The sequence below is a fragment of the Ideonella alba genome (assembly GCF_018069875.1).
In the GTDB taxonomy this organism is placed as follows: Bacteria; Pseudomonadota; Gammaproteobacteria; order Burkholderiales; family Burkholderiaceae_C; genus Ideonella; species Ideonella alba.
The window spans coordinates 96056-118534 of the sequence record NZ_JAGQDF010000008.1; the positions used below are offsets into that span (position 1 = coordinate 96056).

Consider the following 22479-nt stretch of genomic DNA (forward strand, 5'->3'; position numbering starts at 1 on the left):
CGCCTGAGGCACGCCTGATCAGCGCTGCGCGGCCTCCAGCAGCCGCGCCACCACCTCGCCGCCCACCGCGCCGTGCGGGTCCAGCCGGGCCAGCCGGGCCAGCAGCGCGCGGGCCTCGTCGGTGTCGCCGCTGCGCAGCCGGATGAAGGCCAGCGCCTTCAGCGTGAACAGCCAGAAGCGGCGCGGGCCGTGGTCGGCCGGGCCGTCCAGCGCCTGCACATCGCGCCAGTCGGGCGGCAGCGCGGCCTGGCGCGCGGCCTCGGCCAGGCCGGCACGCGCGGCGCGCTCGGCCAGCGCGAATTCACGCCGGCCGGCATGGTGCTTGTAGAGCAGGTAGTACACGGCCAGCGCCTGCGGCGCACAGGCCTGCGCCGCCCACAGCCGGCTGGCGCGCTCGGCGGCCGGTGCCTCGCGGGCTTCGCGCAGCAGGGGCTGCAGCGCGGCGGGCACCTCGCTGCCGAAGAAGGCCTCGCTGGCCTCGCCGGTGAACAGGTTCATGCAGGTCTCGTGGGGGTTGAGGGCGGTTGCCAAGCACGGGCAATGCCAGGCCGCCCGCCCTGGGGGCGCGCACCTGCAGGCCTGTCGGGACCCCGACAAACCGCCGCCGCCCCCACGCAGCTTGTGCTGGCGCAAGCCGGCGCAAGCTCGGGATGGCGTTGCCGGTGCCGCGGGCTTAGCGTCAGGGCATGGTTCATTCGCTGGAGTTCACGATGCGTGTTGTCCGTCCGTCCCTGATCGCGCTGGCCGCCGCCATGGTGGCCGGCCATGCGCTGGCGCAGCAGGTGGTCAAGCCGCCGCAGTCGCAGGCCTGGATCGATGTGGCCACCTACGGCGGCATGGGCGGCATGGGGGGCATGGGCGGTGGGGCCGGTGCGCCCAACCCGATGGCCATGCTGGGCGGCCTGTTCGGCGGCGGGGGCGGCAAGAACAGCTTCGGCAACACCCAGGTCGGCCAGGCGGGCCGCTGGGTGGATGTGACGCTGATGACGCGCGCCAACCCGCAGCTGCAGGAGGCCCAGCAGGCCGTGCCTGCCGGCTTCCTGAGCCCGGCGCTGAAGCTGCAGGCCCCGCGCGAGACCAAGGGCACGCTGCCGCCTGAGCACGGCGAGGACCGCAACGAGGAGCCCCGCTACGAGAAGCCCGAGGGCCGGATCTACCTCTACTGGGGCTGTGGCGACACGGTGCGCGCCGGCCAGCCCAAGGTGCTGGACATGGCCACCGCCACGCCGGCCGACCTGGCGAAGTTCTTCCAGGTGCGCAGCGCCACCCAGCGCGGCACCCACCAGGCCACCGGCCGCCCGGTCTGGCCCAGCCCCGCCGACAGCCGCATGGTGCCGCCACAGGCCAGCCTGGTGGGCGAGCACGCCTTCAGCGGCCAGGGCGTGCCCGAGGCCTTCCGGTTCCAGGTGGGCGCCCAGCAGGACCTGATGCCGGCGATCGAGCTGGCCCAGCGCAATGCCGACGGCGCCTGGGCCCTGACCTGGACCCCGCCGCCCACCGCCCGCGCCCAGTTCCTGGCCGGCATGGGCGCGCGCGGCAAGAACGAGATGGTGCTGTGGACCAGCGCCGAGGTGCCCGAGACCGGCTTCGGCCTGTTCGACTATCAGACCAACGCCGCGGTCGACCGCTGGCTCAAGGAGAAGGTGCTGCTGTCGCCCACCACCAGCCAGTGCACCGTGCCCAAGGGCGTGTTCAGCGGCGAAGGCGGCATGCTGCGCGCCATCGCCTACGGCAGCGAACTCAACCTGGCCCACCCGCCACGCCCCACCGACCCCAGGCAGGCCTGGGAGCCGCAATGGGCCGTCAAGCTGCGCGTGAAGAGCCAGAGCACCGCGATGCTGGGCATGGAAGGCGGCATGCCCACGCGCGGCATGCCCGCCGAGCAGGCGCCGACGCCGCAGGAGGAGGGCAACAAGCTGCCCAATGCCAAGGACCTGCTCAAGGGCATCTTCGGGCGCTGAGCGGCTGACACCGCCCCAGGCTAAGCCGCGGCCGCGGCCGGGGTCTGGTCGTCTTGCTGCGAGGCCAGCAGCAGCTGGTCGAGGATGCCCTGGATGTCCCGGTCATCCTGGGCCGAAGCCAGGTAGACCGTGACCTGCGGCGCCGCTGCCGCGCGGTTGGGCGACGCGGCGCCCAGCGTGCGCCAGCATTCCAGGATCAGCGCCTGGATGCGTTCGACATCCGGCGGGTCTGCCAGGAAGACGATCTGCGCCAGCGGCACCGTGTCCAGCAGGAAAGCCACCTCGTAGCGGCAGCCCTGGCGATCGGCCGAGTAGCCGCGCAGATCCATCAGCACCGCCGAGCTGACCAGGGCGGTCTGGTGCACCGCCGTCTGCCAGACGTCGTCGTGGCACATCATCGGCAGGCTGCGGAAGCTCAGGTCCAGCTGGCGCGGCCAGGCCTCCAGGCGCTGCAGGCGGGCCGCCACATCGTCCGGGCTGCGCAGGAACTGGCGCTCGACCTGTTGCAGGCGCCAGCACAGATGCGCCGCCGCGGCCACCACCACGGCCGCCAGCAAGAGCCCGCACCACAGGGCCGGCTGCGGCACATTGGCCGCGATCATGAGGGTGACCGCCGCCGACCCGATGACCGCCAGGAACATCCCGCTGCCCTGCCGGTGCTGGCTGTGGATGAAGCTGGGGTCGACGACGGTGAAGAAGGTCCCGAAGTGGCGCCAGTACTGCAGCAGGCCCTCGAAGGTGAACAGCGCGGCCTCGTCGATGCCGAAGACCCGCAGCACCAGCAGCTTTGCGTTCGGGGTGCGCCGCGCCCGGTCCATCAGCCGCCAGACCAGGGCGACATGGGCGGCCATTGCCAGCCCATAGCCCAGGGCGGTGCGCCACGCGGGGCTGTCCTGCAGCAGGGCCGAGAGCACCAGCACCCCGGCTAGCAAAAGGAACAGGCCCCATATCGGCGCCCGCCAGGGCGGCTGGGCGATTGCCAGCCCGTGGGTGGCGAACGGCCGCAGCACACCAGCCAGGCCCGGCACATGGGCGCGGAACTGGCTGCGAAAGCCTGCGTAGCGCACCATGGCCAGGAAGGGCAGCGACAGCATCGCCATCAGGCTGACGATGAAGGCCAGCACCGACACATCCGGCGTGCCCTCGCCCGGCCAGTTGTACACCGCCAGCGGGAACAGCACATAGGCCGCGGCAATGGCCAACTCGTGCCTGAAGGCGGTGCCGAAGTCCGCCCGGGCGCGCGCGGTCAGCAACTCGCGCGAGGCGATGGCGTCGGGCGGGCGGCTGTGGGCATCGACCAGGCGCCACCCTGGCGGCGCCGGCGGCAGCGCCAGCGCTGCGTCAGGCGCGCCCGGCGCCGCAGCGGCACCCTGGCCCGACGAGGCCATCATCAGCTGGCGCACCCGCCGCACCACCAGCCGCCGCGTCACCACCGCAGCCAGGCCCACCAGCGCGGGGATGCCCAGCACGAAGTACATCAGAGAGAGGTCCGGGCCCTGGCTCATGCGCGCTCCTGTGGATCGGCGCGGAGGGGACTCGCAGGTCGGCCGATGGGTGACTCTGGGCGCGAAGGCCCCGCGCGTCAAGCACCATCACCGGCGATGCCGGGGCGCGCGGCGCGGCACGCCCGCAGCCGGGTCAAGCCGCCGCCCGGGGCGACTCGAAGATGGCGCAGGTGGTGGTGGCGTGGGCGTAGAGCTTGCCGTCGGGGCCGACGATGCGCGCTTCGGACGTACCCACCTGGCGACCGACGTGCAGCGCGGTGCCCACGCATCGCAGCGGCCCCGTCTTCGTGTGGGCGGCGCGGACGATGTGCAGGTTGATCTGGCTGGTCGTGTAGCCGCGTCCGGCGGGCAGCATGGTCTGCACGGCGCACCCCAGCGCAAAGTCCAGCAAGGTCGCATACCAGCCACCATGCACCGACCCCAGCGGGTTGTAGTGCTTCAGCTGCGGCGTCGCCTGGAAGACCGCGTGCCCCTCACCCACCTCGACCAGTTCGCAGTCGAAGGTGTCCGCCATGTACGGATGGGGCAGCTCTCCTTCCAGCAAGGCGGTCATCACCTGCAGGCCAGTCATGCCCTGAACCTGGTGCGGCTGGGCCAGTCCGGCCTGTCCGCCGCCGCGCTCACGCCGGCGTTGACGCACCTGCTCCAGTTGGGCCTGCCAGGCATCCAGCGTGGCCTGCGTTCCTGTCTCCTTGGTCATGTGACTCTCCATCGATGGTGGGGAAGGGTGTTCACGGCTGCGCCGCGCGCGGCCTGGTGTCCACGGGCAGGCACAGCAGGCCCGTGAGCAGCGCCAGGGTGCCGTGCACGAGATACAAGGCATTGAAGTCGGCGCGTTGCAGCGCCGCATGGCCGAGCAGGGCCACGGTCAGTGCCACGCCGAGCACCGAGCCGATCTGGCGCGTGGCCTGGTTGACCGCGCTGCCCACCGCGTAGTGCGCCACCGGCAGGCGGTTCACGGCCGCGGCGGACAGCGATGGCAACACGAGGCCGACGGCGATGCCGCTCATCACCAGCCCGGGCAGCCAGTGCGACAGGTAGTGCGGCTCGGTGCCGGGCACCAGCAGGAACCACAGGCTGCTGCAGGCATACAGCAGTGAGCCGCCGACCAGGAAGCGGCGGTGGCCCAGCCGCGTCGCCAGTCGGCCGGTGAGGATGGCGGTGGGCATCACCAGCAGCGGTCCGGGCGTGACCGCCAGCCCGGCCTGCGGCAGGCTGAGCTGCCAGACGTTCATCATGAAGAAGAAGAAGGTCAGGAACATCATCGAGAACGCCGTGCCGAAGACCAGCGTCGCGAGGTTCACATAGCGGTAGGTTCGGTGGTGGAACAGCGCCAGGTCCACCAGCGGCGCGCGGGCGTGGCGGGCCCAGGCCACGAAGGCGCCAGCGGCCACGCCCCCGGTGGCCGCCAGGACCAGGAGTTCCATGCGGGTCCATGCCGGCGCGCTGGATTCGACGATCGCCAGGGTGACAGCCCCCACCGACAGCATCAGCAGCGCCATGCCCACGCCGTCCACGCGCCGTTGAACGCCGGACGTTGGCGATTCCTGCAGCATCGACGCACCACGCCACAGCGCCAGGCCACCCAGCGGCAGGTTGATGTAGAACGCCCAGGGCCAGCCGAAGTGGTCGATGACGACACTCCCGGCACTCGGCCCCACCGCGGCGGCCAGCCCGCCGACGGCGCCCCACAGGCTCACCACCACCGCGCGCCGGCTCTGCGGAAACGCCGCCAGCACGATGGACAGCGACGCCGGCGTCAGCAGCGCCGCGCCGACAGCCTGCAGCACCCGCGCCGCGATCAACCAGCCCACGCTGGCGGCCAGCCCGCAGGCGGCCGAAGCGGCCAGGAAGAGCGTCACGCCGATCAGGAAGACGCGCTTGCGGCCATGCGTGTCGGCCAGGCCGCCCGCGGGGATCAGCATCGTCGCGTAGACCACCGTGTAGGCGTTCAGCACCCACGACAGCTCGGCCGGGGTGGCGTCGGCAAAGGCGTGCCGCAGCGGATCGAAGGCCGCGAACAGCATCGTCGTGTCGAGCGACACCAGGAAGGTGGCGAGGCTGGCGACCCAGAACACGGGCCACGGCGATGCCGCGGCCCCGGCGGGCGGGCGAGGGGTGTCGACGGCGCCGCCCACGCTCACTCCCGAGCCTGCAGGTACACGCCGGGATGCGCCGACAGGCCGAGCTTGACCTGCTGGGTCAGCTCGTCGGCCAGCACCTCCTCGGCGCCGGCTTCGAGCGCGTCCAGGGCCCGGGCGACGATCTGCTCCGGCGTCGACTTGGGTGCGTCGATGCCCTGCGTCATGTCGGTGTCGACAAAGGCCATGTGCAGCGTCAGCACCTGCGTCTTCTGGCCCCGCAGCTCATGGCGCAGGCCATTGCTCAGGCTCCACGCCGCGGATTTCGTGAGCGCGTAGCCGGCCAGCGCCGGGCTGGTGATCCAGCTGGCGATGGAGGCCACGTTCAGCAGTGCGCCGCCGCCGTTGGCCGCCAGCACCGGCGCGAACGCCTGGCTCACGCGCATCACGCCGAAGACATTGGTCTCCAGCTGGCGGCGCAGACGGGCCTCGGCATCGGTGTCGAGGAAGCCACCGAACTGCGCGATGCCGGCGTTGTTGATGACCAGGTTCACGTCGCTGGCCTGTGCCACGGCGGCGGCGATGTCGCCGGGCGCGTTCACGTCCAGCCGCAGCGGCGTGACACCGGGCAGCGAGACGCTGGCCGGGTCGCGCGCGCCGGCGTAGACCTTGCGCGCGCCACGCGCCAGGGCGGCCTTGGCAAAGGCCAGCCCGATGCCGCGGTTGGCGCCGGTGATGAGGACGGTGGCGTTGTCGAGTTTCATGACTTTCCTTTAGATGATGAGCATCATATTTGCCGGCGAACATGCAGGCGCCGGCGGCTTCCTGCCGACGCTTCAGGCGTCGTACTGCTGGATCAGGCTGTTCCGCACATTGGCCAGCCAGGCCCTGCCGGCCTGACCTTGCAGCGTGCGGGCCAGCTGCAAGGCACCCACCATGGTGGCGGTCACCACCTGGGCCTGCGCCGGGTCGACGCCGGCGGGCAGGCAGCGGCGCACCAGATCGACCAGGCCCAGCACGCGGGCGCGGGCGGCACTTGCCACCTCGTCCGCCTGGCGCGGGATCTCGGCCGCCAGGGCGGCGACGATGCAACCGCACTCGATGTTCTCGAGCTGGGCGTCGCCCAGGTAGGTGTTCACCAGCGCGGAGAACGCGCTCACGCCAGCGGCCTGCGCCTGGCGCAGCCGCTCGGCGAGCACGGCGCCGGTGTCGCGGCCGGCGCGCTGCGTGGCCTCGGCCAGCAGGGCGTCGCGGGAGGCGAAGTGGGCATAGAAGCCGCCGTGGGTCAGACCGGCCTCCTTCATGATGGTGGCCAGTCCGACGCCGTCGTAGCCCGCGCGCCGGATGGCGCGAGCGGCGACGTCCAGGATGCGGTCGTGGGTGAGTTCCTTGCGGCTGGCGGACATGGACATGATGGTCGTCATATTACGTCCATCATATTGGCTTGTCAATCGCCGCCGATGGCCTGCCTTTTCCCCGGGGCCGCACGGACCGATGGGTTCAGTGCGCCGGCCTCGGTCGCCCCTGCAGTTCGGCCTGGGCCTGCCGCCCCACGCTCCACGCCCCGCTCAAGGCCAGGCCGCCCATCACGCCCGCCACCACCAGGTCGGGCCAGGCGGAGCCGGTGCCCAGCACGCCCAGCGCGGCCAGCATCACGGCGAGGTTGCCCAGCGCGTCGTTGCGCGAGCACAGCCAGACCGAGCGCATGTTGGCGTCGCCGCTGCGGAAGCGGTAGAGCAGCACGGCCACGCCGGCGTTCACGGCCAGGGCCAGCAGGCCCACGCCGCCCATCGTGGCGGGCTCGGGCACGGCGCCGCTGCCCAGCATCCAGGCGGCGCGGGTCAGCACGCCCACGCCGAACAGGCCCATGCAGGCGGCCTTGAACAGCGCGGCGCGCGAGCGGGCGGCGGCGCCCAGGCCCAGCACCGCCAGGCTGAGGGCGTAGTTGCCGGCGTCGCCGAAGAAGTCGATCGAATCAGCCAGCAGCGACACCGAGCCCGAGGACCACGACGCGCCCAGTTCGATGACGAACATCGCGGCGTTGAGCACCAGCGCGATCCACAGCGCGCGGCGCCAGCGCGGGTCGGTGGCGGGGGCGGTGCAGGCGGTGTCGTGGCAGCAGTGGGCGGACATGGTGGTGAAGGGTTTCTCAAGGCTGTGCGAGGATTGAAAACCCTGTAGCCACTATAGAGTCAAGCGCCACGGCCATGAAGATCGGTGAACTTGCCACGCGCGCCGGCTGCGATGTGCAGACGGTGCGCTTCTATGAACGCGAAGGCCTGCTGGAGGCGCCGCCGCGCGAGGCCTCGGGCTACCGCTGCTATGCCGAACGCCACCTCACCCAGCTGAACTTCGTGCGCCACCTGCGCACGCTGGACATCCCGCTGCAGGAGGTGCGCCAGCTGCTGCGCTACGCGGCCGAGCCCGAGGGCGCCTGCGCCCAGGTCAACGAGCTGCTCGACGGCCACATCGCGCTGGTGCGCCAGCGCATGCAGGCGCTGCGCGCGCTGGAGCGCCAGCTGGTGGATCTGCGGCGCAGCTGCGATGGCGATGCCTCGCACCCCTGCGCCATCCTGCAGGCCTTTGCCGCCGCGGCCGAGCAGCAGCCCTGCGCCTGCCACCCGGCCAGCCCGGGCTGAGCCTGCTGCGTCAGGCCAACACGGTGGCCTGGCGCACCAGCTCGGCCGCCGAGCCGTCGTGGCGAAAGCCCAGGCCCAGCGCCCGCGGCGTGTGCAGCGGCGGCTGCGAAGCGAACAGCCGCTGCACCATCGCCTGCGGGCGGTGGCTGACCAGCGCGCGGCGGTCCTCGCCGTGGGCCTGCACCAGGGCCTCGACCACCTCGGCCATCGACAGCTGCAACGCCGGCATCTGCACCACGCGGCCGGGCGGCAGCCGCGCCGGGTCGATCGTCGCGGCATGCACCAGGTTGTCGACGCAGGCCGGGGCCGAGATCCACCACGCGGTGCCATCGGCGCTCACCGGCAGCTCGCAGGGCTGGCCGTCGCGCAGGCGCCAGAACAGCTGGCTCATGAAGGCCGAGATCAGTCCCTCGCCGCTGCCGGGCCGGGCCACCACGCCGGGCAGGCGCAGCGAGCAGGCCTGCACCCAGCCGCGGCGCGCGGCGTCGGCCAGCAGGATCTCGGCGGCCAGCTTTTGGGCGCCGTAGCTCAGCACCGGGCAGGCGGGCGTGGCTTCGTCGACCACCGCGGGCAGCGGGTCGCCGTACACCGCCACCGTGCTGGCAAAGACCAGCCGCGGGCCGTTGCCGTGCCCGCGCAGCAGGTCGACCAGGCGCAGCGTGGCGTCCAGGTTCACGCGCTGGCCCAGCTGCGGGTCGCGCTCCGCAGCGCCACCCGGCACGCTGGCCAGGTGGAACACCGCATCCACCGGCGCCGCCAGCGCGCGCTCCAGCACGCCCGTGTCGGCGATCGAGCCGGGCACAGCCAGCAGGCGCTGGTCGTGCGGAAGCTCGTCCAGCCGCAGGTCGGACACGAGCAGCGTGCCCACCGCCCGCCCGCCCAGGCCCTGCCGCAGCAGGCGCTGCAACAAATGGCGGCCGATGAAGCCCTGGGCGCCAGTGACCAGCACGCGCATGGTCAAGCCCCTCCGCAGGCGCGCACGCGATCGTGCGCGCGATGGGGCACTTGCGCAAGGCTCATCTCAACTCCCATCACTGATCGTGGTGCCACCGTCCACCACCAGGTTCTGCCCGGTGGTGAAGCCGCCGGCGGCGCTGGCCAGCATCACCACCACGCCGGCGATCTCGTCGGGCTCGCCCACCCGCCGCAGCGGTGTGGCTTGCAGGCGCCGCTGCATGAAGTCTTCGTCGGCCAGCAACCCTGCCGCCAGCGGCGTGCGGACCAGCCCCGGCGACACCGCATTCACGCGCACGCCGCTGGGGCCCCACTCCACCGCCAGGTTGCGCGCCAGTTGGGCAATGGCGGCCTTGGATAACCCGTACAGGCCGATCGCGCCGTTGCCCCGCAGCCCGGCGATGCTGGACATCAACACCACGCTGCCGCGCCCGCGCGCGGCCATCGCCGGGATCAGGCCGCTGCTCAGGCGCGCGGCGGCGCGCAGGTTGATGTCCAGCACCTGCTGCCAGTCGGTATCGGTGGCCGCGGCCAGCGGCCCGGCCGGCCCCTGGATGCCAGCATTGCAGACCAGCACGTCCACCGCGCCGGCCTGTGCGCACAGCGCCGTAACCTGGGCCGCATTCGCCAGGTCGGCGGGCAGTGGCACGGCGGTGTGGCCCCGGTCCTGCAGCGCCGCCGCGGCGCGCGCGCAGGCGCCCGCGTCCCGGTCGGACACCAGCAGGCGCGCGCCATGCGCGGCCAGCGCCTGCGCGATCGCCCAGCCCAGGCCCTGGGTGGCGCCGGTGACCAGCGCGGTCTGTCCGTGCAGGTCGAAGAGCGTGGCCGGGCTCATGCGGCGCCGTGGGCCGCCAGCGCCGCGGCGATCGCCGGGTCGTAGCGGCCATCCACCAGGATGAACAGCATCCGGCAGGGGCGCCCCGAGCGGTTGGCCCAGGCGTGGTTGGTGCCGCGCTGCACCACCACGCTGCCCGGCCTGAGCAGCACCTCGCCCTCGTCCAGCACCAGGGTCATCTCGCCGTCGATGACGATGCCGTAGTCCACCGACTCGGTGCGGTGCATCAGCGGGTGCGGCGACTGCGCCTGCACGGTGGAAGCCGCCTCGTCGCCGATCTGGCTGAAGGCCGCCTTCATGCGCGCCGCGCCCTGGGCCAGGAACTCGGCGGTGTCGGGCGGGATGTCGACGAAGCGCATGCGCGTGCCCAAAGGTGGCGGCGGCAGCATCAGCGGGCCCAGCGTGGGGTCGGGGCCGTTGTCCACCGGCGCGGGGGTGCCGGCGGTGCTCCAGACCTCGTGGAAGACGGTGCCGGGGATCGCGGCGATCTCCTCGACCCGGGGCAGCGGTCCGCTCTGGACCACCACGGCCCGGCCGTCGGCCCGGTGGCCGGTGACGACACGGTGGATGGGGGGAAGGCTCATGCTTGTCCTTGTGGTTGACGCGGCGCGGCAGGCGCCGGCAGCCGCAGGAAACTGGCCAGCGCGCAGGCGCCGATGAGCAGCGCGGCAACGCCCAGCGCGCCATAGCCGAAGCCCTTGACCAGGGTGCCGCCCAGGATCGGCCCGATCGCCGCGCCGGTCATCAGCATCGCCGGCGTGGCGGCCAGCGCGCGGCCGCTGCGGTCCAGTTGCGCCAGCAGGCCGAAGGCGAAGGTGTGGGTGAAGATCATCACCGCCGCGAACACCGACGCCGCCGCCGCATAGGGCTCGAAGCGGGCGCTGTTCATGATCACCACCACCAGCAGCGCCTGCAGCACCGGGCCGGCCAGCAGCACGCGGCGTGCGGGCCAGCGGCGCTCCAGTGCGCCGGCCAGCGCGGCCGGGAACAGGTTGACCACGCCCAGCGCCACCAGCACGCCGGTGATCGCCGCCAGGCCGAAGCCACGCTCGGTGCCCACGCGTTCCAGGAAGCTGAAGGTCATCGACTGCACCAGGCCCATGCCCGCGATGCCGGCGATGCCGAACCACACCGCCCGCGGCATCGGCGCCGGTGCGGCGTCCTCGTGCGCCGGGCCCAGCGCGCGGTCCGGCACCGGAAAGGCCAGCAGCGAGACCACCGCCGCCACCGCCATCACGCCGGCAAACACCACGAACAGCACCGGTCCGCCCAGGCGCTCCACCAGCGGCGGCGTGGCGCCCAGGAAGACCACCGCGAACACGCCCAGCGCCGCCCCCACCCCGGCAAACAGCCGGTGCGGGTGGGCGCTGCGCGCGATGGTGCCGTGCGTCACGCTGAGCGCCGCACCGGTGGCCATGCCCGCCAGCGCATGGCACAGTGCCAGCGTGCTGAAGGCAGCACTACCCGAGGCCCACCAGAAGCTGCCGGCGGCCACCGCAAACCCGGCCGTGGCCACCAGGCGCCAGGACACGCGGTGGAACACCGGCGCCAGCGCGCTGCTGGCCACCACGGCGCCGGCCAGGAACAGCGTGGCCAGCAGGCCGGCCTGCTGCGGGTCCAGTCCGTAGCGGCCGATCAGCGTGCCCACCCAGACCGGCAGGGCCACCAGGTCCACCATGCCGGCGCAGTGGGCCACCATCAGCGCGGCCACGCCCGGGATCGACGATGTGCGGGTCATGCGTCGGCTCCGGTCAGATGGGCTGGGCCAGCGCGGCCATCGACTCGCGCATGATGCGCGCGTGCTCGGCCTTGTCGCCGCCCTCCACCTCGATGCGGCACAGGCGCTCGGAGTTGCGCACCACCATCTCGCAGCGCGGGAAGCGGCGCGCATGGAAGGCGTCCAGCGCCGGCGGCAGCGTGTCGTGGCGGGCCAGTTCCTCGGCCAGCACGATGCCGCTCTCGATGCCGATGCCGGCGCCCGAGGCCAGGTGCGGCGTGGTGGCCGCCACGGTGTCGCCGATCATCACCACGCGGCCGCGGTTCCAGGGCGTGGGCACCAGCAGGTTGGCCAGCGGGCGGTAGTCGATCGCGGCTTCGGGCAGCAGCGCATGGGGCTGCAGCGACTGCACCAGCGGGTCGGCAAAGGGCTGCATCAGGCCGTGGAACACCGCCGGCCAGGTGGCGGGATCGATGTGCGCCTTGGTCGGCCGGTCCTCGGTGATGAACATGTACATGTGGCTGGCCGACACCGGGTTCACGCCCAGCTTCAGGTGCTGCGCGAACCACATGCGCGGGCGCACCACCTCGGCCGGCCGCGGCATCACCGCGCGCCACACGCCCTGGCCAAGGTAGCCCAGCGGCGGCACCTCGGGAAACAGCAGGCCGCGCAGCCGCGAGTGCACGCCATCGGCGCCCACCACCAGGTCGTAGCGGCCCTGGGTGCCGTCGGTGAAGGCCACGGTCACCGCGTCGCTGTCCTGCTCGATCGTCGTGAAGCTGCAGCCGGTGCGCACCGCCACGCCGCTGGCGCGGGTGGCGTCGGACAGCAGGCGCGCCAGTGCCGGCCGCATGATCGCGCCGCCGCCGCTGACGTCCGAGCCCACCGGCCGGGGCGTGGGCAGCTCGGCCAGCTTCTGACCGGCGGCCGAGTAGAGGTCCAGACCGTCCGACACCCAGCCCTGATCGACAAACCCGGGGTAGACGCCCAGCGTCTGCAGCGCCCGCAGCGTGGCGCCGTTGATCGTGATGCCCGCGCCCAGCGGGCACCAGCCGGGGTCGATCTCGACCAGGTCCACCGCGATGCCGGCGCGCTGCATCTGGATGGCCGCTGCCATGCCGGAGAAGCCCCCGCCGATCACCAGTACCTTGTTCACTGCTGCCATGTCTCGTCCTTGTGGTGTGTCAGTGCGCGCGCAGCCAGACGCTGCCGTCGCTGCGGATGTCCATCTCGATCGCGCTGAGCGCCTGCCCCAGGCAGGGCCCTTGCACGCAGCGCCCGGTGGCCGGCTCGAACTGCGCGCCGTGCGCCGAGCAGACGATGTGGGTGCCGGCCGCGTTGGTGTAGGCGTCCTTGCGCCAGGCCATGGGTGCGCCGTCGATGTGCGGGCAGGCGTTGCGCCAGGCATGCAGGCGGCCAGCGTGGCGCACCACGAAGACGCTGTCCTGCCCGGTCTGGCACGGGTCGAAGCCGCGCGCGCGGCCTTCGGGGATGGCTGCCAGCTCGTCCGCCTGGCACAGCCACAGCGGGCCAGCGGCGATCGTGGCATCAGGCATAGTCGCCCCTCTCCGACGTGTCCGGCCCCGGCGCCCACTTGCGGCGGTAGCCCAGCAGGAAGGCCTGCGAGCTGTCGGCACTCAGCTCGGCCTGGCGCGGCTGCCAGCTGGCGTCGTGCAGGTCCATGTCGGCGTCCATCTCCATGTGGCAGCCGAAGGGGCTGTTGAAGTACCAGAACCAGTTCGAGCCCAGCTGGTGCCGCCCCGGGCCCCAGAAGGGCTGGTAGCCCTTCTCGATGAAGCGGTAGCCGTTCTGCATCACCTCGGTCGGGCCGCTGAAGTGGAAGGTGAAGTGCTCCACCCCCTTCATGAAGGCCGGCGCCTGGATCAGGAAATGCGTGTGGTGGTCCAGCGTGCCCGCGGGTTGCAGGAAGGGCCCCACGCCGACGAAGCGGTCGGTGCAGCGGAAGCCCAGCCGCTGCACATAGAAGGCCTCGGCCCGCGCCGCATCGGGCACGAAATAGACGATGTGCGACAGCGTGCGCGGACGGATCTGCGGCGCCTGGGCCTGCACGCCCAGCGTGTTGACGGCGCGCTGGATCGGCGCGCCCGGCGCGTTGGCGAATTCGCCCAGCGTGGCCACCGGCCGGCGCACCGACACCTGAAAGCCCAGCACGAAGCCGTCGTCGTCCACCGACTCGATCGAGCCGTCGGCCAGCCGGCGCACCGCGCGGTCGCGGCCCAGCTCGTTGGCGATCGCGTCCAGCGTGGCGGCGTCGGCGACGCCGAAGACCGTCTTGCGCAGCTGGCAGCCCGGGGCGGGGGGCGGGGGCAGCGTGGGGTCGCCGGCCGGGGCGATCAGCACCGCGGTGCCGTCCAGCGCCTCGAAGCGGCCAGGGGCGGCCTCGGTCAGGCCGTAGTCCCGCAGGTAGGCGCTGCAGGCGCGGAGGTCGTCGACGCCGAAGAGCAGGGCGTCGATGCCGAGGATGTTCATGGTGGGGTCCTGTGTCAGCGGAAGGGGTGTCGAGGCGGCGCTCAGGCGAGGCGCCCGCCCAGGGTCTCGGCCACCCAGTCGGCGATGTAGTGGCCGGCGTTGATCGAGTTGTCGAAGCTGGAGTGCTGCACGCCGCCTTCACGCTCGGTGAAGACCTTGAGTTCGCGCTTCGGGCTGTTCACCAGCTGCTCGTAGGTGCGCTCGGCCCACTTCAGCGGGATCTGAGAGTCCTGCTGGCCGTGGGTGACCAGGAAGGGCACGCGGATGCGCTCGACCACGCCGTCCAGGTGCACGTTCTCGGCGATGCGCATGAAGTCGGCGATGTCCTTCGCGCCCCACACCCAGCACACATGGGCCCAGTAGTGCGGCACCGGCAGGTTGCCTTCGCGCGCCAGACGGCGCTTCTGCACGTCGCGCCAGTCGTGGTTGGCGCCCCAGACCACGCCGCAGGCGAAACGCGGCTCGAAGGCCACCGCGCGCGGGCAGTAGTAGCCGCCCAGCGACACGCCCTCCAGGCCGATGCGCTGCGCATCGACCTCCGGCCGCGTCTGCAGCCAGTCGACCACGCGGCTGGCCCAGTGCTCGCTGTCATGGCGGGCGGTCAGGCCCTGCAGGCGCAGCGCCTCGCCGGTGCCGGGCTGGTCGACGACCAATGAGGCCACACCGCGCTTGGCCAGCCAGGCCGGCAGGCCCACGCGCTGCTTCATCTCCTTGGTCGAGTCCAGGCCGTTGACCTGCACCAGCAGCGGCGCCGGGCCGCTCACGCCCTCGGCCGGCACATACAGCGCCGCCAGGTGCGTGCCCTCGTAGGGGATCTCGACGCGCTGCACGCGCTCACCCGACAGGCGCGCGCCCTCGGCGAACAGGTCCAGGTGGCGGCGGTACAGGTCCAGCCGGCCGGGGGCGTCATGGGCCTGCAGGCGCTCGGCGGTGATCAGGTAGCTGGCCGCGCGGCTGATCTTCTCGCCGGCCGAGAGCAGACGGCCGCGCGCCTGGTCCTCGTCGGCCAGTTCGCACAGGCGGTCGGCCATGCGCACCCAGGTCTCGCGAAAGGCCTGCGTGCCGGCGGCATCCGGGGCCTTGGCGGCTTCCTGCAGCGGGGCGCACATGGCCTCGATCTCGCCGATGCGCGCGCCCATCTCGATCGCCAGATCGACCGACAGGTTCCAGACGTAGTTGGTGGGGAAGTACTTGAACATGGTGAGGGTGTTCAGGACGGTTGGGCGGGCTTGGCGGCGCGCGGGCCGATGCCCAGCGTGCCGAAGAAGACCGCGGTGGCCTCGTCTGAGAAATCGGGCACGAAGCGGAAGGCGCGGATCAGGCCGCCCTGGGCGCGCACGATGTCGCGGCCGACGATGCGCTCCACGCCGGCCTGCGTGTACAGCGGGCTGCGCACCTCCACGGTCACGCTGACGGTGTCGCCCTCGGTCTGCCGGCGCAGCACGCTCAGGCGCGCCTTTGGCCGCACCACCGTGGCCTCGATGTAGTGGGCCAGGCAGTCGGGGTGGCTCATCTCGGGGCGGCAGCCCACGAAGTCCGAGCGCTCGACATCGGGCGCGATCAGTGCGCGCACCGCGGCCATGTCGCCGGCATGGACCGCGGCCACGTAGCGGTCGAACACCGCGTCGGGGCCATCGGCGGCGTGCGCGGTCGGCCCGAGGGCCACCAGGGCGAATGCGCCCAGCAGGGAGAGTCTGTTCATCAGGCGTGTGTCGCGCGCAGGCGACCCATGAAGGCGGCCGAATCCTCGGCCGGGTGGGCCTGCCGTTTCAGCAGGAAATGACCCAGGGCGGGCACCAGCACCAGCGCGCCCAGCATGTTCCACAGGAACATGAAGGCCAGCAGCAGGCCCATGTCGGCCTGGAACTTGATGGGGCTGAGCACCCAGGTGACCACGCCCACGGCCAGCGTCACGCCGGTGAGCATCACCACCTTGCCGGTGAACAGCAGCGCGCGGTAGTAGCTCTCCGACAGGCTCTTGCCCTCGCGCAGTTGCGCCAGCGTGACCGACAGCACGTACAGCGCATAGTCCACGCCGATGCCCACGCCCAGCGCGATCACCGGCAGCGTGGCCACCTTCACGCCCATGCCCAGCGCCACCATCAGCGCCTCGGCCAGGAAGGAGGTCAGCACCAGCGGCAGCACCGCCACCACCACCGCCCGCCACGAGCGGAAGGTGACGAAGCACAGCCCCACCACCGCACCGTAGACCAGCAGCAGCATCAGCCGCCAGGCGTCCTTGACGACGATGTTGGTGGCCGCCTCGATGCCCGCCGAGCCGGCGGCCAGCAGGAACTGCGCGTCCGGGCTGTCGTTGGCCTGCGCGAAGGCCTGCACATGGGCCACCACGCGCGAAAGCGTGTCGGCCTTGTGGTCACGCAGGTAGACGTAGACCGTCAGCAGGCCGCAGGCGTCGTTGTACAGGCCGCGCGGCGCCCCGGCGGTGACAGTGTTGAGCATGTCCTGGTTGGGCAGGAACTCGTACCAGCGCGGCTGGCCCTCGTTCAGGCCCGACAGCACGCGGCGGTTCAGCAGCGCCAGGGTGTTGGTCGACTCCACACCGTCCAGCTGCCGCAGCTGCCACTCCAGTGCGTCGATCTTGTTGAGCGTGTCGAGCTTCGAGCACTGGCCGTCGGCCGTGCGCACCAGCACCGCCAGCACGTCACTCGACGCGCCATAGGCCTGGTTCATGAAGGCCACGTCGCGGTTGTAGCGGCTGTCGGCGCGCAGCTCGGGCGCGCCCGGGTCCAGGTCGCCGATCTGCAGCCGGGTGCTGGCCGCATAGCCGGCCAGGCCCAGCAGCAGCGCCAGCCCCACCGCGATGGCCGCCCAGCGACGCTGGGTGAAGCGGTCCAGGAAGGCCCACAGCGGGTGCTTGCGCGCGCCCGCGGCGTCGGCCTGCTCGGCGCGCAGGCTGCGCTCGGCGGCGGCCTGGCTGACGCCGGTGTAGCTCAGCAGGATGGGCAGCAGGATCAGGTTGGTGAAGATCAGCACGCCCACGCCGATCGACGCCGCCACCGCCAGCTCGCGGATCACCTGGATGTCGATCACCAGCAGCACCGCAAAGCCCACCGCATCGGCCAGCAGCGCGGTCAGGCCGGCCAGGAACAGGCGCCGGAAGGTGAAGCGCGCGGCCACCAGCTTGTGCATGCCGCGGCCCACGTCCTGCATGATGCCGTTCATCTTCTGCGCGCCGTGGCTCATGCCGATCGCAAACACCAGGAAGGGCACCAGGATCGAGTACGGGTCCAGCGCATAGCCCAGCGTGGGCAGCAGCCCCAGCTGCCACACCACCGCCACCAGCGAGGCCAGCACCACCAGCAGCGTGGAGCGCGCGCAGCGCGTGTACCAGAACACCATGGCCGCGGCGATCAGCACCGCCACGCCAAAGAACACCAGCACCGCGCGCACGCCGTCGATCAGGTCGCCGACGATCTTGGCGAAGCCGGTGATGTGCAGGCGCACGCCCTCGGCCTCGTACTTCAGGCGCAGTGCCTCCAGCCGCGCGGACAGCTGCGCGTAGTCCAGCGCCTGGCCCTGCGCGTCCTTGGCCAGCAGCGGCACGACGATCACGCTGGAGCGCAGGTCGCGCGCCACCAGCTGGCCGATCTCGCCGGAGCGGGCGATGTTGGCGCCCAGCTGCTGCAGGCTGGCGGGCGAGCCGTCGTAGCCGTCGGGAATCACCGGGCCGCCTTCCAGGCCGTCCTCGGTCACGCCCACCCAGCGGGTGGACGGCGTCCACAGCGACTTCATCCGCGCCCGGTCCACGCCGGGCATCAGGAACACCTCGTCCGACAGGCGGCGCAGCGTGTCCAGGTAGCGGGCGTCGTAGATCGTGTCCTGGGTGCTGGCCACGCCGATGCGCACCGCATTGCCCAGGCCGCTGAGCTCGCCCTGGTACTGCAGGAAGTTCTGGATGAACGGGTGGCTGGCGGGGATGGTCTTCTCGAAGCTGGCCTGCAGCTGCAGCTGGGTGGCCTGCCAGCCCAGCAGGCCGGTCAGCAGCACGCACAGCAGCACGATCAGCCGGCGGTTGTTGAACAGCAGGCGCTCGACGAGCGAGCCCGACTGCGGGTCGAACGCGGCCAGCGACGGCGCGCTGGTCGGGGGGGAGACTGCGGACATGGTCATTTCGCCGGGGTGGTGGCGCCAGGAGTCGTCAGAGGCTGGATGCCGGTCACGCCGGCGGCGATCACGCGACCCGGGCCAGCGGCCAGCAGCGCGGCGGGCAGGGTCAGCGGCGCGGTGTCCAGCGGCACCAGCGCGTCGCCCTGCAGGCGCAGCACGGCACCGGCCTGGCTGGCCAGCAGCCAGTCGGGGCCGCTGGCGGTGATCGCGGTGATCGAGGCCGGAACCGGGTTGGCGATGGCCTGCCAGCCCGCGCCGCCGTCGGTCTGGCGCCAGACATTGCCGCGCAGGCCGGCCAGCAGCGCGCGGCCATCGGGCAGCAACTCGCCGGCGAACCAGCTGCCCTTGTAGGGCGAGGCCAGTGGCTGGAAGCTGGCACCGCCGTCGTCGGAGCGCACGATCTGCCCCTGCTCGCCGGCCAGCAGCAGCGTGTCGCCCTGGCGCCGCGCCACGTACCAGTGCAGGCCCTTGGGGTTGGGCACGCGCGCCATCCAGGGCTGCCAGGTCTGGCCGCCATCGGCGCTGTGGAAGGCCAGGCCGTAGGCGCCCACCGCCAGCAGGCGGCGCGCATCCCACAGCAGCACATCGAGGAAGGGCTTGTCGGGGCCGTCGGCCAGCAGGCGCTCGGCGTCGCGCCGGGCCTCGGGCGTGGTGGCGGCCTGCAGCGCGATCTGCGCGGCGCGCCGGCCGTCCAGGCGCAGCTGCCAGCTGTCGCCGCCGTCGGCGGTGGTCAGCACCGCGCCGCCGTGGCCCACGGCCACGCCGTGGCGGGCATCGGCAAAGCGCACCATGGTCAGCGTCACGCTGACCGGGCAGGGCACCTGGCGCCAGCGGGCGCCGGCGTCGTCGCTGAGCACGACGATGCCGCGCTCACCCACGGCCACCAGGCGCTCACCGGCGCGGGCCACCGACAGCAGCACCGCCCGCTCGGGCTGGCGCACCGTCAGCGCGGGGCGTTGCAGCGCCTCGCCCACCGGTGCCGGGGCAGCCAGGGCAGCCGGCGTCAGCGCCAGCGCCACCAGCACATGCAGCAGCAGCTTCACGACCGGCCTTTCAGCGCACGCCTTCGCCCGCGAGCGCGTCGCCGGTGAAGTAGCTGTCGGGCTTGCGCGGCACGGCCTTGTAGTGCACGGGCTTCTCGTTGACCACGCCGCTGGCGTACCAGGCGCCCGAGACCAGGTCGTTGAAGCCCCACTGCTGCTGCGGCGTGGTGGCGGGCAGGTCGGGCATCACCACCGGGTGCGACCACAGCGTCTTCCACAGCTGGCCGTTGGCGTCCCAGCGGTCGCCCAGCACGGCCACCCAGGTGTCCTCGTCCACGTAGTAGCGGCTCTTGGGCGCCTGGTGGCGCTGGCCCGGCTTCAGCGTCGACTCGATCACCCACACCCGGTGCAGCTCCCAGCGCACATGGTCAGGGTTCAGGTGGTTGGCCAGCAGCACGTCGCTGTCCTTGGCGGCCGTGTGCAGGCGGTTGCTGTTGTAGGGGATCAGCATCTCCTGCTTGCCGACGATCTTCCAGTCGAAGCGGTCGGTGCGGCCCGAGAGCACATCCACCTCGTCGAAGCTGGCCACGCCGCTGGTGGCCGGCGTGGGCGTGTCGCAGCAGGCGTTGGGCAGCTTGCGCACGCGGCGCTGGCCGGTCAGGTAGACCCAGACCTGGGTCTTGTCCTGGTCCAGGTTCTGGCGGCCGGTGATGGCCTCGCCGGCGCGCACCGGCGGGCCGCTGTTGACCAGGCGGATCAGCCAGTAGTCGCCGCCGAACTTGTCCTCCTGGCCTTGGGCGTAGTAGGGCATCTGGAAGTCGCCCACACCTTCGACCGACAGCACGCGCTGCCCGCTGGCGGTGGTCAGGTAGCCGCGGAAGTCGGACTGCCAGGCCTCGCCGCGCCAGTGCAGTTCGTTGTTGGCGACGATCTCCTTGGCGCTCTTCGGGATGGGGAAGGGAATGCCGCCATAGGCGCCCTTGACCACCTCGCCGTCCAGCTTGGCGCTGGTGGCGTTCTTGAACGTGGCGTCATAGACCCACTGCGGCGCGGCCGCGGTGCGGTGGGTCTTGTAGACATCGACGCGGAAGGTCTTGGGGTACTTCTTGAGCAGCGCCTGCGTGCCATCGCTGAGCTTGGCGGCGTGCTGGGCCAGGTTGTCGGCGGTGATCGAGTACAGCGGCTTCTCGGCGGCGAAGGGGTCGCCGCGGCGGCCGCCGTTCTTGAAGCCGGCCACCGGCGTGGTGTAGCCGCCGCTCCAGGCGGGGATGCTGCCGTCGGCGTTGCCGGCGCGCTCGGCGCCCAAGGGGGTCAGCGTGGTCTTGAGCTTGGCGGCCTCGTCAGGCGTGGCGGCGGCCAGCGTCAGGCCGGCGTGGCCAGCCAGCACGGCAGCCAGGGCGATGTGGTGGAACTTCATGCAAAGGCTCCGTTGGATCAGAAGGTGCGGCGCACGGACAGCGCGACGAAGTGGCGGTCGGCCAGCGGGTTGCCCAGGCCGTAGATCGCATGGCCACCGCTCAGCAGCGGCGAGAGATCCACAAAAGGCACGGCCGGGCCGATGAAGTGCGTGTAGTTCAGCGCGAACTGCCACAGGCCCAGGTAGGTGCCCTCCAGGCCCACGGTGGCGTTGCCGGTGCCCCGGGCGCCCCAGCCGGCGCCGGTGACGGCCGAGTTCCCGTCCACCACATAGCGCAGGCCCAGCGGCAGGTTCAGGTCCAGACCCGGCAGCACCTGGCGGTAGCTGGGCGTGTAGATGAACTGCAGCGCGGTGGCGTCACGCGTGCGGCCCTCGTCCAGCGAATGGTCGGGGTCGGTCTTGGACAGCACGCGGTTCCAGGCCAGCTCGGCCACGAAGGTCGACTCCTGGGCCAGCGCGTTGGGGCCGAAGCTGGCCAGCGTGGACAGGTTCAGGTGCGCGGTGCGGCCCAGCGCCGGCCGCGGCTGCGGCTGGCCCACGCCACCGGCGTAGATCATGTTCTGGCTCCACAGCGGCATGTCGTCGCGCAGCGACGCCTCGCCCGCCAGGTTGAAGTCGCCCACGGTGCGCGAGAAGCTGGCACCCACCGTCTTGACGTTCTTCGGGAAGGCGTAGAACCAGGTGCCCGGCAGCGTGCCGAAGGGACTGGGCGTGCCGGCCGGGTTGATGTTGCCGTAGAGCTGGCCGCTCTTGTCGTGGAACCGGGCGGCGTAGAAGCCCAGGTCGGTCTCGTCCAGGCGCCACTTGAGCTGCAGGCCGAACTGGCCGCCATGGCCGGGCTGGGTGTCGGTGCCCGGGGTCAGCACGAAGTTGCCCACGTTGGGGATGTTGACGAACTCCGGCTGCTGCGAGCCCCAGGGGATGTTGGCGGTGGAGAAGTAGCTGCCAGCCGGCGGCACGCGGTCAGAGTCCCAGCGGAACTGGACATAGGCGCCCAGCGTCATCGCGGGCGATAGCTGCAGCTGGGCCGAGAGCTGCGGCACCGGCCGCACGATCTCCTTGAACTGCGCGTTCGGCGAGGCCAGCAGCTTGTCGATGTCCACCGGCCCCTGGGCCCGCGCGATGCCGTTGTCGCCAAAGAACAGGCTCTCGCCGTACTGCAGCGCATGCTGGCCCAGGCGGGCGGTGAGCTTCATGCCGTTGTCCAGCGTCCAGCCGCCGAAGACGAAGGCATCCAGCAGTTCGCCATCGCCCCCGGCGATGCGGCGGGTGCGCGCGGGGAAGGCGTTGGGCGGCGTCTGGCCCAGCGTGGGGTCGTTGTCGGCCTGCGTGGCGCGGTGCAGGCGATCGTCGTACCAGCCGGCGGCGCTGAGGCGCACACCAAAATCACGGCGCCAGATCGCGTCGAACTCCGACAGCACATCCAGCCGCGCCGACACCAGGCCGCGTTTCTGGAAGTTCTGGTCGCCGGCGTTGAAGTTCAGCGCCTGCGGAAAGCTGAAGGTGGCCGGTGCCGGCGGCGGCGCGCCGGTGGGGATCTGGCGGAAGGACTCGGTCAGCGCCGGGTCGGCCGCGCCGGTGCGCAGCTTGGTGCTCAGGCGCAGCGTGTTGTCCCAGCGGACCGACCAGTCGGCGTCGCCGGTGTCGATCTCGATGGCGTGGGCCTGCGTGGCCAGGGCCGCGGCCAGCGCCAGGGTTCCGAGCCGCAGCGTCGGGGGGTGTGAAAGGGTCTTCTTCATGGTCTCCTCGGTGGCGGTGTGGTGGGGGCG

The 22479-nt window shown here is 72.0% G+C and carries 22 protein-coding genes; 2 read left to right on the forward strand and 20 right to left on the reverse strand.

The annotated features are described in order from the left end of the window. Window positions 1-18 precede the first annotated feature (18 nt). The gene (locus KAK07_RS14770) at window positions 19-498 is read right to left on the reverse strand and encodes a hypothetical protein (protein ID WP_210851737.1); all 480 of its coding nucleotides are present in this window, start codon (window positions 496-498) and stop codon (window positions 19-21) included. Between the two features lie 188 nt (window positions 499-686). Between KAK07_RS14770 and KAK07_RS14775 the strand changes: the two genes are divergently transcribed. Beyond that, complete coding sequence (locus KAK07_RS14775) at window positions 687-1961, forward strand: hypothetical protein (RefSeq protein WP_210861548.1); 1275 nt, start codon at window positions 687-689, stop codon at window positions 1959-1961. 20 nt (window positions 1962-1981) lie between these two features. Here the strand turns inward: KAK07_RS14775 and KAK07_RS14780 are convergent, their stop codons facing one another. The 6 genes from KAK07_RS14780 to KAK07_RS14805 form a co-directional block, all read right to left on the reverse strand. Next, a complete protein-coding gene (locus KAK07_RS14780; protein WP_210861550.1) occupies window positions 1982-3466 on the reverse strand; it encodes a hypothetical protein in 1485 nt (494 codons plus the stop codon). A 133-nt stretch (window positions 3467-3599) separates the two neighbouring features. Further along, window positions 3600-4166, reverse strand: coding sequence for a PaaI family thioesterase (locus KAK07_RS14785; protein ID WP_210851740.1), 567 nt, complete (start codon window positions 4164-4166; stop codon window positions 3600-3602). Window positions 4167-4197: 31 nt separating this feature from the next. After that, window positions 4198-5610, reverse strand: a complete 1413-nt coding sequence (locus tag KAK07_RS14790; protein ID WP_310740739.1) for an MFS transporter — start codon at window positions 5608-5610, stop codon at window positions 4198-4200. Next, entirely contained in the window at window positions 5607-6311 is a 705-nt protein-coding gene (locus KAK07_RS14795) for an SDR family oxidoreductase (RefSeq protein ID WP_210851741.1), read from the reverse strand. Before KAK07_RS14795 ends, KAK07_RS14790 begins: the two co-directional genes overlap by 4 nt. 72 nt (window positions 6312-6383) lie before the next feature. Next, window positions 6384-6953: a TetR/AcrR family transcriptional regulator gene (locus KAK07_RS14800; protein ID WP_310740740.1), complete on the reverse strand. Its 570-nt coding sequence runs from the start codon at window positions 6951-6953 to the stop codon at window positions 6384-6386. Window positions 6954-7047: 94 nt separating this feature from the next. Continuing rightward, window positions 7048-7680, reverse strand: coding sequence for a cation efflux transmembrane domain-containing protein (locus KAK07_RS14805; RefSeq protein ID WP_210861553.1), 633 nt, complete (start codon window positions 7678-7680; stop codon window positions 7048-7050). Between the two features lie 74 nt (window positions 7681-7754). Here KAK07_RS14805 and KAK07_RS14810 point away from each other — a divergent pair, with 74 nt between their 5' ends. Further along, window positions 7755-8186, forward strand: coding sequence for a Cd(II)/Pb(II)-responsive transcriptional regulator (locus KAK07_RS14810; protein WP_210861555.1), 432 nt, complete (start codon window positions 7755-7757; stop codon window positions 8184-8186). Between the two features lie 10 nt (window positions 8187-8196). On the opposite strand, the gene KAK07_RS14815 is transcribed toward KAK07_RS14810, so the two are convergent. The 13 genes from KAK07_RS14815 to KAK07_RS14875 form a co-directional block, all read right to left on the reverse strand. Further along, window positions 8197-9141: an NAD-dependent epimerase/dehydratase family protein gene (locus KAK07_RS14815; protein WP_210861557.1), complete on the reverse strand. Its 945-nt coding sequence runs from the start codon at window positions 9139-9141 to the stop codon at window positions 8197-8199. Window positions 9142-9207: 66 nt separating this feature from the next. Then, window positions 9208-9975, reverse strand: coding sequence for an SDR family NAD(P)-dependent oxidoreductase (locus KAK07_RS14820; protein ID WP_210861559.1), 768 nt, complete (start codon window positions 9973-9975; stop codon window positions 9208-9210). Continuing rightward, the gene (locus tag KAK07_RS14825; protein ID WP_210861560.1) at window positions 9972-10559 is read right to left on the reverse strand and encodes a cupin domain-containing protein; all 588 of its coding nucleotides are present in this window, start codon (window positions 10557-10559) and stop codon (window positions 9972-9974) included. The genes KAK07_RS14820 and KAK07_RS14825 overlap by 4 nt, the downstream gene beginning before the upstream one ends. After that, a complete protein-coding gene (locus KAK07_RS14830; protein ID WP_210861562.1) occupies window positions 10556-11713 on the reverse strand; it encodes an MFS transporter in 1158 nt (385 codons plus the stop codon). The genes KAK07_RS14825 and KAK07_RS14830 overlap by 4 nt, the downstream gene beginning before the upstream one ends. 13 nt (window positions 11714-11726) lie before the next feature. Further along, entirely contained in the window at window positions 11727-12857 is a 1131-nt protein-coding gene (locus tag KAK07_RS14835; RefSeq protein ID WP_210851749.1) for an FAD-dependent oxidoreductase, read from the reverse strand. Between the two features lie 19 nt (window positions 12858-12876). After that, entirely contained in the window at window positions 12877-13248 is a 372-nt protein-coding gene (locus tag KAK07_RS14840) for a Rieske (2Fe-2S) protein (protein WP_210851750.1), read from the reverse strand. After that, a complete protein-coding gene (locus tag KAK07_RS14845) occupies window positions 13241-14182 on the reverse strand; it encodes a VOC family protein (RefSeq protein ID WP_210861564.1) in 942 nt (313 codons plus the stop codon). Before KAK07_RS14845 ends, KAK07_RS14840 begins: the two co-directional genes overlap by 8 nt. A 41-nt stretch (window positions 14183-14223) precedes the next feature. Next, window positions 14224-15381, reverse strand: a complete 1158-nt coding sequence (locus KAK07_RS14850) for an alpha/beta hydrolase family protein (RefSeq protein ID WP_210861566.1) — start codon at window positions 15379-15381, stop codon at window positions 14224-14226. Window positions 15382-15392: 11 nt separating this feature from the next. Then, on the reverse strand, window positions 15393-15884 hold the full coding sequence (locus tag KAK07_RS14855; protein WP_210861568.1) for a nuclear transport factor 2 family protein: 492 nt from the start codon (window positions 15882-15884) through the stop codon (window positions 15393-15395). After that, complete coding sequence (locus KAK07_RS14860; RefSeq protein WP_375141228.1) at window positions 15884-18313, reverse strand: efflux RND transporter permease subunit; 2430 nt, start codon at window positions 18311-18313, stop codon at window positions 15884-15886. The genes KAK07_RS14855 and KAK07_RS14860 overlap by 1 nt, the downstream gene beginning before the upstream one ends. Next, a complete protein-coding gene (locus KAK07_RS14865) occupies window positions 18310-19353 on the reverse strand; it encodes a WD40/YVTN/BNR-like repeat-containing protein (RefSeq protein ID WP_210861572.1) in 1044 nt (347 codons plus the stop codon). Before KAK07_RS14865 ends, KAK07_RS14860 begins: the two co-directional genes overlap by 4 nt. A gap of 10 nt (window positions 19354-19363) precedes the next feature. After that, window positions 19364-20710 (reverse strand): DUF1329 domain-containing protein, encoded by a 1347-nt coding sequence (locus KAK07_RS14870; protein WP_210861574.1) that lies wholly within the window; start codon window positions 20708-20710, stop codon window positions 19364-19366. A 17-nt stretch (window positions 20711-20727) separates the two neighbouring features. Then, window positions 20728-22449, reverse strand: a complete 1722-nt coding sequence (locus KAK07_RS14875) for a DUF1302 domain-containing protein (protein ID WP_210851757.1) — start codon at window positions 22447-22449, stop codon at window positions 20728-20730. Between the last annotated feature and the right edge of the window lie 30 nt (window positions 22450-22479).

Excerpts from the sequence above, each read along its gene's own strand:
- KAK07_RS14820 (WP_210861559.1), bottom strand. The coding sequence starts at position 9,975 with ATGAGCCCGGCCACGCTCTTCGACCTGCACGGACAGACCGCGCTGGTC.
- KAK07_RS14810 (WP_210861555.1), top strand. The coding sequence starts at position 7,755 with ATGAAGATCGGTGAACTTGCCACGCGCGCCGGCTGCGATGTGCAGACG.
- KAK07_RS14770 (WP_210851737.1), bottom strand. The coding sequence starts at position 498 with ATGAACCTGTTCACCGGCGAGGCCAGCGAGGCCTTCTTCGGCAGCGAG.
- KAK07_RS14830 (WP_210861562.1), bottom strand. The coding sequence starts at position 11,713 with ATGACCCGCACATCGTCGATCCCGGGCGTGGCCGCGCTGATGGTGGCC.
- KAK07_RS14775 (WP_210861548.1), top strand. The coding sequence starts at position 687 with ATGGTTCATTCGCTGGAGTTCACGATGCGTGTTGTCCGTCCGTCCCTG.
- KAK07_RS14840 (WP_210851750.1), bottom strand. The coding sequence starts at position 13,248 with ATGCCTGATGCCACGATCGCCGCTGGCCCGCTGTGGCTGTGCCAGGCG.
- KAK07_RS14785 (WP_210851740.1), bottom strand. The coding sequence starts at position 4,166 with ATGACCAAGGAGACAGGAACGCAGGCCACGCTGGATGCCTGGCAGGCC.
- KAK07_RS14845 (WP_210861564.1), bottom strand. The coding sequence starts at position 14,182 with ATGAACATCCTCGGCATCGACGCCCTGCTCTTCGGCGTCGACGACCTC.
- KAK07_RS14805 (WP_210861553.1), bottom strand. The coding sequence starts at position 7,680 with ATGTCCGCCCACTGCTGCCACGACACCGCCTGCACCGCCCCCGCCACC.
- KAK07_RS14825 (WP_210861560.1), bottom strand. The coding sequence starts at position 10,559 with ATGAGCCTTCCCCCCATCCACCGTGTCGTCACCGGCCACCGGGCCGAC.
- KAK07_RS14860 (WP_375141228.1), bottom strand. The coding sequence starts at position 18,313 with ATGACCATGTCCGCAGTCTCCCCCCCGACCAGCGCGCCGTCGCTGGCC.
- KAK07_RS14795 (WP_210851741.1), bottom strand. The coding sequence starts at position 6,311 with ATGAAACTCGACAACGCCACCGTCCTCATCACCGGCGCCAACCGCGGC.
- KAK07_RS14855 (WP_210861568.1), bottom strand. The coding sequence starts at position 15,884 with ATGAACAGACTCTCCCTGCTGGGCGCATTCGCCCTGGTGGCCCTCGGG.
- KAK07_RS14875 (WP_210851757.1), bottom strand. The coding sequence starts at position 22,449 with ATGAAGAAGACCCTTTCACACCCCCCGACGCTGCGGCTCGGAACCCTG.
- KAK07_RS14870 (WP_210861574.1), bottom strand. The coding sequence starts at position 20,710 with ATGAAGTTCCACCACATCGCCCTGGCTGCCGTGCTGGCTGGCCACGCC.
- KAK07_RS14815 (WP_210861557.1), bottom strand. The coding sequence starts at position 9,141 with ATGCGCGTGCTGGTCACTGGCGCCCAGGGCTTCATCGGCCGCCATTTG.
- KAK07_RS14780 (WP_210861550.1), bottom strand. The coding sequence starts at position 3,466 with ATGAGCCAGGGCCCGGACCTCTCTCTGATGTACTTCGTGCTGGGCATC.
- KAK07_RS14850 (WP_210861566.1), bottom strand. The coding sequence starts at position 15,381 with ATGTTCAAGTACTTCCCCACCAACTACGTCTGGAACCTGTCGGTCGAT.
- KAK07_RS14835 (WP_210851749.1), bottom strand. The coding sequence starts at position 12,857 with ATGGCAGCAGTGAACAAGGTACTGGTGATCGGCGGGGGCTTCTCCGGC.
- KAK07_RS14800 (WP_310740740.1), bottom strand. The coding sequence starts at position 6,953 with ATGTCCGCCAGCCGCAAGGAACTCACCCACGACCGCATCCTGGACGTC.